We start from the raw sequence: 10,042 nt of genomic DNA on the forward strand, positions 1-10,042 counted from the left end.
TTTTTTGCTTTTGGTTAAAATAATATCGATATTGCTGTCCTGCGCGATTTTAGTTTTGCTTGCTATAAAAAAGCCGGGATTAAGTGATTTTTTTGAAAAGGCGGGGCTGTTCGGGCTTTTTTTATTTGCGCTTTTTATACCCGTTAAGGACGATTTTGCTATTTTTGGTATGGTCGATGCCATTATTTTTTTCATTGCCTACAGGATAGCAAAAAGGGATGCCAAGATACCGAAGACGGGTTTTAATATACCTATTTTAATATATAGCGGTATCGTAGCGGCCTCTCTCTTATGGACGCACAGCGTTGGGGGCAGTATTAATGAAGGCGGCGAAATAGTTTATTTCGTTATGTTCTTTTTTGCGGCGGTCGGTCTTTTAAGCACAAAAAAAAGAATAGATCTTATGGTCAATACCTTTATTTTTTCGATAAGCATTGCAATAATTTACGGTTTTTTTCAGGGGCTCTTTATAAACGCTATCAATTCGCCGAGTAGATTAACCGGACTTACAGGCAATTGGACGGGTTTTCCTGTTCAGGTTTCATACGGTTTGACGGCCATAATAGCTTATTACCTCGTAAATTTTACTAAACAGGATGACGGCAGGCGTGACTTTTTAAGGAAAAAGATAGCTTCACTTGCGATGAATGCCGTATTCGGTATTATAGTTTTAGCGGGATTTTTCGATATTGTGTTATCAAAGGCAAGGTCGGCATGGATAGGCATTATACCTGCGATTTTTGTGTTGATGTATCTAAAGTCTAAAAGACTTTTTTTTATAGTATTAGTTTTAATTTTGGTTTTAAATATAGGTTTTTTTTCCGTCTCTAAAACATTTAAAGGCAGGATCTTCTCTATGTTTAACCCTAAAGTTTATAAACTTGAGCTAAGGCATCACGGCGATATAGAAAGCCATATCGCTTTAGTAGAATCCGCATGGGCGGTATTTAAGAGATTTCCGCTGACAGGCGTGGGGGTTGGAGCATTCTCTAAATATTTTGACGAGCACAAAGAGGTTCATTTTCCGTGGTATTATAATCCTAAAACCAGCAAAAAAATTTACGACTTATATGATAACTGGCCGGAAAACGGTTATATGCAGACTTTGGCGGAGACCGGAATATTCAGCTTTATCGCATTAATGTGGCTTTTTTTTCTTGCCTTAAAAAGGCCACTTAAGCTTTTTATGAATACAGATGACAGATTTAAACTAAAAATAGCAGCGATGACGCTCGGTGCCGATATAGTTTTTTACGGCTCTTTCGTTGGAGTTTCCAATATGTCTAACGACGAGATTACAAACCTGTGGTTTTTTTTCTTGGCTATATTTGCGGCTGCGGTCTTACTGCCCCTCCGTCAATCAAAACTAAAATCAAAGGATCTTTAAAACTAAAAAATGCTATCACAGAGAAGTAAAATCCTTGCGCAATATCTTTATATTTTAAGCCTCATTTTTTTGTGTGGAAGTTTTTTTATTGCGTTTATGACCTATGATTTGATAAGCCCTCTGACTATCGGTTATAAGCTGTACGGTATTACAGACTATCTCTGGCTTTTAATCCCTATCGGCATCATTTTTTATCTTCTTCTTTTTGTTTTTAGAATGTATTTAAACCTTAATATAGAGGATTTTAAGGCCGATATCCCAAGGTTTTTTGAAATAACGGTCATAGCGGTATTTTTAATTTACGCCGTTTTATTCATGTTTAAAATAACATATATTTCAAGACTTTTTATAGGATATTTTGCGGTTTATTCATTCTTATCGCTGATTTTGGCAGATTATGCCGGAAGAAAACTCGTAAAAAGCTTAAAAAGAAGTGGCTATTCTATGAGAAACGTCGTGCTCGTTAACGGCGATCCCGCCGGTAGGGTAATCGGCATGAATCTTAAGGAGTCGATTGAATCTCAGGAATATCTTGGGATAAGACTTATTAAAGAAATGGAAAAAGGGGATTTAGCAGACTTAGATGATTTTGTCTTAAATAATATGGTGGACGAGGTAATATTTAACGTTAAAAGCGACGAGGTAGAAGACATAAGAGACATATCCCTTCTTCTTGAAGAAAAAGGGATAACGGTTAAGATTATAAGCAATTTTATACCGTTTAAATATTCTAAGATTGCCTTCGAAAAAATAGGGGGATATCCCGTTATTTCGTTCTATACCGCCCCTGAGGACGAAATCAGACTTTTTATAAAAAGGCTCACGGATATATTCGGTTCTATTATCGCAATGATAATATTTTTTATACCGGCGGTAATTACGGCAATTTTGATTAAATTAACATCTAAAGGGCATGTCCTGTATAAAAGTAAAAGGGTCGGGAAAAACGGAAGGCTTTTTACGTTTTATAAATTTAGAACAATGTATGTAGGCAGCGATGAGCTTAGGGCCGTTTTGATAGAAAAATACAGTAAAGACGGCATAGAGATAAAACTTAAGGATGACCCCAGGATTACAATGATAGGGAGATTCTCAAGGAAGACGAGCATGGATGAAATCCCTCAACTTTATAATGTTTTAAGGGGGGACATGAGCCTTGTCGGTCCCCGCCCGCCGATGCCGGATGAGGTCAAAAAATACTCAATAAGACAAAGACGAAGAATTTCTATGAAGCCGGGCATTACGTGTCTATGGCAGGTTAGCGGGAGAAGCAGGCTGAGTTTTGACGATAGGGTAAAATTAGACTTGGAATATATCGACAACTGGTCGTTAAAACTTGATTTTGTGATTCTCTTAAAAACGGTGCCGGCAGTCTTATTTACTAAGGGGGCGCTATAATGAAACACGACAATAAGGTTCTTGCGAATCTTTTTCTCTTAATTGCTTTTCTCATTTTTATAAGTACTTTTTTAGTCGATGTGTCGGACGTATGGTTTTATATACTCAGAAGAGCCTCAGGGGCTGCGTTGATTGGCGGAATTGCAGACTGGTTTGCGGTTACCGCTTTATTCAGACATCCACTTAATATCCCTATCCCTCACACTAATATTATCGAAAATAACAGGGAAAAACTTATAAACACGGTAAGCAATACGGTCAACGATACGTGGCTCGGTAAAAATTTTCTTGGGGCAGAGATAAATAAAATAGACTTTTACGGCATTATCATAAAAACCTTAGAAAAGGATAAATATAATAAAAAGCTGATATTTTACTCGCGGAAATATCTTATCAAGTTCTTGAAATATTCTAAAACGGATAAGTTTAACCGGTTTGTAAATGATAAAATCGGGCGGGCCTTGAACGAGGATTTATTCAATGATTTATCGGCAAGAATTATTAACGGTATAACGTTGTTTATAGAAAGGGATGACTTTGATAAAACCTATAAAATTTTAGTAAGTTACATTAAAAATTACATATCCGAATATAATACGGGGGTTGCGGTAAAAGATATTGTAGAGTCATCATCTGAAGAGATAATAAGCTCCGTAAGCGTTTCCGGAAGAAAAATAATAAACGATAATTTCGATAATATCGTTGTCAGTTTGTGCGGCTTTGTTAATTTGACCATAGATGAAAATGAGCCGTTACTGAGAAGACACATAAAAGAAGTAATAGAAAAATATAAGGACGACTCGTTCATGAAGAAAATTATGATATTTGTCGCCCAGGAGACCAATGTTTTAGATATCGAACTTTTGTCGAACGAAATTATTGCAAGAATGAAGGGCTATATCGAAGACATAAAAAGTAATCCGTCAAACGATACGCGGATAAAGATAAGGGATTATGTTTTAAACTTCGTCGATAATCCGGATGAGGGAATGCGCAATCAGATATTAAATGGCATCGAAGACATTATTCATAAAAACTCGGACAGATTAAAAAGTTATTTGATAAATTATTTGGACAGCGGCGGAGGGAAAGAATTTACAAAGAAACGGTTATTAAATTTCATAAAATCCGAAGGCAATGATGTCATGGACCAATTTGACAAACCGATCAAAGATTGGCTTATTACCGCCGGTTTAAATATCGTTAAGATGATAATAGAAAATAATAAGCTGTACATACTCAATAAAAGTTTATTTAAGGAAAAATTTGATTATGGTTTAAATTTGATTCGCGGCGAGGCTTTGCAGAAAAGTAACGAAATTAATAGTTTTTTTCGAGGAAAAACCATATATGCAATGAAAGTTAATCATGCCGTAATAGGAAAATTAGTGCGGAGATACCTGGAAAGTTTAGACCATAAAAAATTGACGAGTCAAATAGAATCTAAAATAGGTAATGATTTGCAGTATATAAGGATAAACGGGGCAATAGTGGGCTCTGTCGTAGGCGTGTTTATTGCTCTCATAGGTTTACTTTTGAAGGTAGTTCATTAAAACGCCTATAACATATGTTTAATTTTCATACATAAAATAATTATTGATAATTTTTTATTTTAATATTAACATTAATTAATCAAGTAGGGAGGTAGTTAACTTATGGGAATGAGTGTAACAAACAAAATTTTAAGCGCACACCTTGTAGAGGGTGATTTAGAAGGAAAGGTCGGTAAGGAAATTGCGATAAAAATAGACAGAACGCTTACTCAAGATGCGACCGGTACTATGGCGTATCTTCAGTTCGAAGCCATCGGAACGCCTAAGGTTAAGACCGACTTATCGGTCAGTTTTAACGATCACAACACTCTTCAAACCGGTTTTGAAAATGCCGACGATCATAGATTTCTTCAAACGGTTGCGGCAAAATACGGTATATTTTATTCCAGAGTCGGCAACGGAATTTGCCACCAGGTTAACTTAGAAAGATTCGGTATTCCGGGGAAGACGCTCTTAGGTTCGGATAGTCATACTCCGACTGCCGGAGGTGTCGGGATGATCGCCATAGGAGCCGGAGGGTTAGACGTTGCCGTTGCAATGGGTGGGGGGGCATTTTATATGACCGTTCCCAAGGTTGTTTTAGTAATGCTTTCCGGAAAACTTAAAGACTGGGTTTCCGCTAAGGATGTAATACTTGAGCTATTAAGGAGACTTACGGTAAAGGGCGGCGTAGGAAAAATTTTCGAGTATGGCGGTGAGGGAGTTACCGGTTTGACTGTGCCGGAACGGGCAGTTATCACCAACATGGGTGCCGAACTTGGGGCTACTACGTCTATTTTTCCCAGTGATGAAAAAACTATGGAATTTTTAAAAGCGGAGGGAAGGATAAATGATTATATTCCTCTTGCCGCGGACGAAGATGCAGTTTACGACGAGGTCATAAATATAAATTTGGGCTCATTGGAACCGTTTGCAGCTAAGCCGCATATGCCGGACCAGGTTGCTACGGTAAGTGAATTACAGGATATAAAGGTTGACCAGGTTGCCATAGGAAGCTGCACTAACTCTTCTTATTCCGATCTGATGACCGTAGCCGGAATATTAAAAGGCAAAAAGGTTCATCCGGATGTCAGCCTCGTGATATCTCCGGGTTCAAGGCAGGTTTTTGAGATGATAGCCGAAAACGGTGCTCTTGCCGATATTATTGCATCGGGCGCCAGAATACTTGAGTCCGCATGCGGTCCGTGTATAGGTATGGGTCAGGCTCCGCGATCGGGTGCAATTTCTCTAAGAACATTTAACCGTAATTTCGAAGGCAGAAGCGGAACGAAGGACGCAAAAATTTATCTTGTCTCCGTGCAGACGGCCGCCGCATCCGCATTGACGGGGCATATAACCGACCCGAGAAGTCTTGGAAAAGCCCCCGAAATTAAGATGCCCGAAAAATTTTATATAGACGATTCCATGATACTTCCGCCGGCTACTGATCCTGAAGGTGTCGAAGTCTATAGGGGTCCCAATATTAAGCCTATCCCTATACGGCAAAAGCTTCCGGAATCTTTAACAGGGAAGGTTCTCATAAAGGTCGGGGATAATATTACTACCGATCATATAATGCCTGCGGGTTCTAAGATACTCCCTTTAAGGTCTAATATACCTGCGATATCAAAATATGTTTTTGAGTCTATCGATCCTACTTTTTCGGAAAGGGCATTAAAGGAAAAAGGCGGTTTTGTAATTGGCGGTGAAAACTACGGGCAGGGTTCCAGTAGGGAGCATGCCGCGCTTGCACCTATGTACTTAGGTGTAAAAGCTGTTATAGCAAAGTCTTTTGCAAGAATTCATTTTGCCAATCTTATTAATTTCGGTATTTTACCTCTAATATTTGAAAACCCTTCCGATTATGATAGAATAAGGCAGGGAGATAAACTTCAGGCACTCGACATTTTAAAAGAACTTAACGACCGTAAGCCTGTCCTATTTTTAAATGTGACTAAAGATAACGAGGAATATAAGTTTAAGTATAATTTGACCGATAGACAGGTTAAAATAATTAAAGAAGGCGGATTATTAAATGCAACCAAGGCTCGCGGATAGAAATTAGACAATTTTAATTTTAATGTTTGCATCGGAATTTAATAAGAATATTAGAAGAGTTCTCATTTCCTATAAAAAAGACGCCGAGGAAGCATTAAAGTCGGCAAAATATGTTTACAGGTTGTTTGAGCTGAATGGTATCGAAGGATCGGTAATGCCGAGCATGGATATAACTGCCGCCGATGTCGATAACGTAGGTCTTGTCGTGGTTTGTGGCGGAGATGGGACTCTTTTAATTACTTTAGGGAAGATTTTTCCACTTGCGATACCAGTTATAGGGATAAATTTCGGAACATTGGGTTTCCTCGTGGAAATCCCGGAGCGTCAAACAAAAGAGGCGGTTAATAGTTTTTTAGACGGTTCGCTTGAATTTGTTCCCCGAATGACATTAGATATTGAGGTATTTAGAAGGGGCAAATCTGTGAAACAATTAGTTTCTTTAAACGAAGCGACTATAGCAAGAGAAAAAAGCATTCACGCAAGGGTTATCGATTTGACCGTTTATGTTGACGATGTTTGGCTTAACGATTTTAGAGCGGACGGGCTTATCGTCGGTACGCCTACCGGTTCTACCGCCTATTCTTTATCGGCAGGAGGACCTATAGTTCAGCCGAACATAAACGCCTTTATTCTAACCCCGATTTGTCCGCACACGTTTTCCAATAGACCGCTTATAATAAGCCCATGCACGTTAAAAATAAAAATTTTACCGCAGAAGAGAGATATTTTTATATCAGCCGACGGTAGAGACGGCATGAAACTTAGAGACGGCGATGAAGTGATAATCAAGAAACGTGCATTAAATGTTTTTTTGTCCGTATCTTTGGACTACGATTACTGGAATATATTGAGAACGAAATTGAACTGGTAATAGGTGCGATAGTAAAGATAAATTTCAATGAAACGTTTCTGGCAATGTTAAAAAAAATATATATAAAAAATTTTGCCACGATAGATTATTTAGAGATAGATTTTTGCGTCGGATTAAACGTTTTGAGCGGTGAGACCGGAGCCGGAAAAAGTATCATAATAGAATCAATAAATTTTTTGTTCGGAAGATTGAAGGGTCCAGGTATAATAAGAACCGGTAAGAAAGAAGGCTCCGTAAGCGCATTGTTTGATATGGAGAATAGAGATGCGAGAGCTGATTTATCGGATATTCTTAAAAAAATAGGTATTGAAGCAGAAGGTGTCGAAGATATAATTATAAAAAGAACGGTTGCGAGTACCGGAAAGAGTAAATATTTTATAAACAACGAACCGGTCGGTAAAAATGCACCGGAGCGGATTAGTGAAAGTTTGGTAAAAATATTCGGACAAAACGATAGGCGTTTTCTAATAGATCCGAATAGTCAGCTGGCTTTTTTGGATGAGTTTGCTCAAAATCAAAAATTATCGGCATTAGTCGCAGGGCTTTATAATGAAATAAAACGGAAAGAAACGGAAAGAAATAATATAAAACAGAAGATAGATGAGATATCAAGAATAAAGATTATTAATTCATATATTACGAGCGATGTTGAAAAACTTGAAATAAAATGCGAAAACGATGACTACGCTATACGGGAAGAGCTTAAAAGATTTGAAAACATTAACAGCATAAAGGACTATATTTTATCTTCGATAAATTTAATAGACAATGAGGAATATGGCATATTAAAGAATTTAAGCCCATTAATATCCAATCTTGCCAAGTTATCGGAGCTGGATTCAAATTTTAAACGAAAAGAGGAGTTTAAAAATTCCGAAACCGTTAAAGTCTTGCTTGACGATATTCTTTTATCATTGGAAAAATATTCCAGCTTTGAACTCGACGAAGAAAGACTAAACGCGTTAAGACTAAAAATAGATAATATAATAAGCGTTGAAAGTAAATATGGCGCTTCTGATTTAAAAGAACTTTTAAATATTTACGATAAAGCGAAAAAAGAATTGAACGATATGTCCGGGTTAGAAGAACAGGTTGCCGTGCTGGAGACGGATTTAAGAGATTTAAAGGAAAGATTTCTCAAAGTATCCAATGATTTGCACGACAGGAGAGTGAAAGCCATCGTTATCTTGGAAAAAGAGATAGAAAGTGAACTTTTATTCCTTGGGATCAAGCCTGTTTTCAAGATGGAGCTGACCATGCAACCGTTTGAAGAGGGTTTTTTCGAGACCGGTTTGGACAAGTGCGTTTTTATGTTTTCGGCAAATCCCGGCGAAAGCCCAAAGCCTTTGTCAAAAGCTGCTTCAGGTGGTGAGCTTTCGCGAGTCAGTTTATGTATACTTAAGATTTTAAATACAAAAAGGGACTCGGCATCTTTCATATTTGATGAAATAGATGCAGGCATAGGCGGAGATGTCGCAAATTTTGTGGGCGAGACGCTTAAATCTATCTCTAAGATTAATCAGGTAATTCTTATAACTCACCTTGCGCAAGTGTCTTCGTTTGCGGATAAGCATTTTTTTGTTTACAAAGAGGTTGTAGACGAAAAAACATATACAAGGATAAAAGAACTCTCCTTTTCGGAAAGGGTTGTAGAAATTGCCAGGATGCTTTCCGGCGATACGAAGGGCGAGGCCGCAATCAGACACGCAAGAGAAATCCTTAGAAGGAGGGGTTTTATTGTATAAGACCGGCAGGCAAAGGTATGAGGGAGGGGGAGGCTCTATCTTTTATCCTTCCGAAATAGAAATTAAACATGATTTAAGAAATTCGCAGGGGGATACTTATCGCAATGAAAACAGTGGCGGTTCTAATATTTTTAAGGTTATTTTAAGAAAGGCGCTAATGTGCGACGTAAAGCCGCTTTACGCCCTTTTTTCTGAATATTTTAAGGCGGGAGAAATGCTTCCGCGTTCAATGAGCGATATATACGAACACCTGAGGGATTTTTATATTGCCGAAATAGAAAATTGCGATGAAACGGGCTCAAACAATATCATAGGGGCATGCGCGCTTACCATAGTGTGGGAAAATCTTGCCGAAATAAGGTCTTTAGCTGTAAAAAGGCCGTATACCAAAAAACTTATAGGAACCGAGCTCGTAAAGAAATGTATTGAGGAGGCAAAGTTTTTTCAAATAACGGGCATTCTTGCCCTCACTTATAAGCCTCAATTCTTTAAGAAATTAGATTTTAGCGTTATCGACAAATCCGAACTGCCTCATAAAATATGGAGCGATTGTCTGAATTGCGTTAAATTTCCGGACTGTGACGAAACGGCGGTAATGTTAAAATTGTAAATAATTTTTTACGAGTTCATGCTAATATATTTTAATATCGGGAGAATACAATATGGGATCTCATTTTTTTTGGGGAATTGGAATGTGGATATTTCCGATCATCTGGATAATAGCAATATTAATCGTAGTCTATATAGTTTTCGGTCACGGCGGTTTGTTAAGGGGGAGACACTATTACAAACACAGGCACGATCATGAGCATCATAGCCGCCGTCATGATCATTCGGAATCTCCATTAGACGTATTAAATAAGCGTTATGCCAAGGGAGAAATTACAAAAGAGGAATATGAACGAATAAAGAAGGATATTTCCGGCTAAAAATATAGGATTGTTTTCCGGACAATATTTAAACGGCAATGTAATGTTGCTTGACTTTTTATATTTTTAGTGGTAGTATTTTGAAATCAAGTAAATAATTTATTTAAATTTTATCTTAAAAG

Annotated in this window: 8 protein-coding genes; all 8 read left to right on the forward strand. The window is 37.8% G+C overall.

Annotated features, from left to right (window positions below):
* Window positions 1–4 precede the first annotated feature (4 nt).
* The 8 genes from ACMCNP_RS07360 (at window position 5) to ACMCNP_RS07395 (ending at window position 9,920) form a co-directional block, all read left to right on the forward strand.
* Window positions 5–1,387, forward strand: a complete 1,383-nt coding sequence (locus tag ACMCNP_RS07360; protein WP_419315859.1) for an O-antigen ligase family protein — start codon at window positions 5–7, stop codon at window positions 1,385–1,387.
* Window positions 1,388–1,483: 96 nt separating this feature from the next.
* Window positions 1,484–2,785 carry a sugar transferase gene (locus ACMCNP_RS07365; protein WP_419315862.1) on the forward strand — a complete coding sequence of 434 codons (1,302 nt, stop codon included), beginning with the start codon at window positions 1,484–1,486 and terminating at the stop codon, window positions 2,783–2,785.
* The gene (locus tag ACMCNP_RS07370; RefSeq protein ID WP_419315864.1) at window positions 2,785–4,338 is read left to right on the forward strand and encodes a DUF445 family protein; all 1,554 of its coding nucleotides are present in this window, start codon (window positions 2,785–2,787) and stop codon (window positions 4,336–4,338) included. Before ACMCNP_RS07365 ends, ACMCNP_RS07370 begins: the two co-directional genes overlap by 1 nt.
* Window positions 4,339–4,440: 102 nt before the next feature.
* A complete protein-coding gene (locus ACMCNP_RS07375) occupies window positions 4,441–6,375 on the forward strand; it encodes an aconitate hydratase (RefSeq protein WP_419315867.1) in 1,935 nt (644 codons plus the stop codon).
* Window positions 6,376–6,397: 22 nt separating this feature from the next.
* A complete protein-coding gene (locus ACMCNP_RS07380) occupies window positions 6,398–7,246 on the forward strand; it encodes an NAD(+)/NADH kinase (RefSeq protein WP_419315870.1) in 849 nt (282 codons plus the stop codon).
* Between the two features lie 44 nt (window positions 7,247–7,290).
* Window positions 7,291–8,991 carry a DNA repair protein RecN gene (recN, locus tag ACMCNP_RS07385; protein ID WP_419315873.1) on the forward strand — a complete coding sequence of 567 codons (1,701 nt, stop codon included), beginning with the start codon at window positions 7,291–7,293 and terminating at the stop codon, window positions 8,989–8,991.
* Window positions 8,984–9,601 carry an N-acetyltransferase gene (locus ACMCNP_RS07390; protein ID WP_419315876.1) on the forward strand — a complete coding sequence of 206 codons (618 nt, stop codon included), beginning with the start codon at window positions 8,984–8,986 and terminating at the stop codon, window positions 9,599–9,601. Before recN ends, ACMCNP_RS07390 begins: the two co-directional genes overlap by 8 nt.
* A gap of 52 nt (window positions 9,602–9,653) precedes the next feature.
* Window positions 9,654–9,920 (forward strand): SHOCT domain-containing protein, encoded by a 267-nt coding sequence (locus ACMCNP_RS07395; RefSeq protein WP_419315878.1) that lies wholly within the window; start codon window positions 9,654–9,656, stop codon window positions 9,918–9,920.
* Window positions 9,921–10,042 lie beyond the last annotated feature (122 nt).

The organism is Candidatus Acidulodesulfobacterium sp. H_13 (assembly GCF_048541835.1).
Taxonomy (GTDB): domain Bacteria; phylum SZUA-79; class SZUA-79; order Acidulodesulfobacterales; family Acidulodesulfobacteraceae; genus QIJE01.

Coding starts and splice junctions, on each gene's coding strand:
- ACMCNP_RS07365 (WP_419315862.1), top strand. CDS start 1,484: ATGACCTATGATTTGATAAGCCCTCTGACTATCGGTTATAAGCTGTAC.
- ACMCNP_RS07370 (WP_419315864.1), top strand. CDS start 2,785: ATGAAACACGACAATAAGGTTCTTGCGAATCTTTTTCTCTTAATTGCT.
- ACMCNP_RS07375 (WP_419315867.1), top strand. CDS start 4,441: ATGGGAATGAGTGTAACAAACAAAATTTTAAGCGCACACCTTGTAGAG.
- ACMCNP_RS07380 (WP_419315870.1), top strand. CDS start 6,398: ATGTTTGCATCGGAATTTAATAAGAATATTAGAAGAGTTCTCATTTCC.
- recN (WP_419315873.1), top strand. CDS start 7,291: ATGTTAAAAAAAATATATATAAAAAATTTTGCCACGATAGATTATTTA.
- ACMCNP_RS07395 (WP_419315878.1), top strand. CDS start 9,654: ATGGGATCTCATTTTTTTTGGGGAATTGGAATGTGGATATTTCCGATC.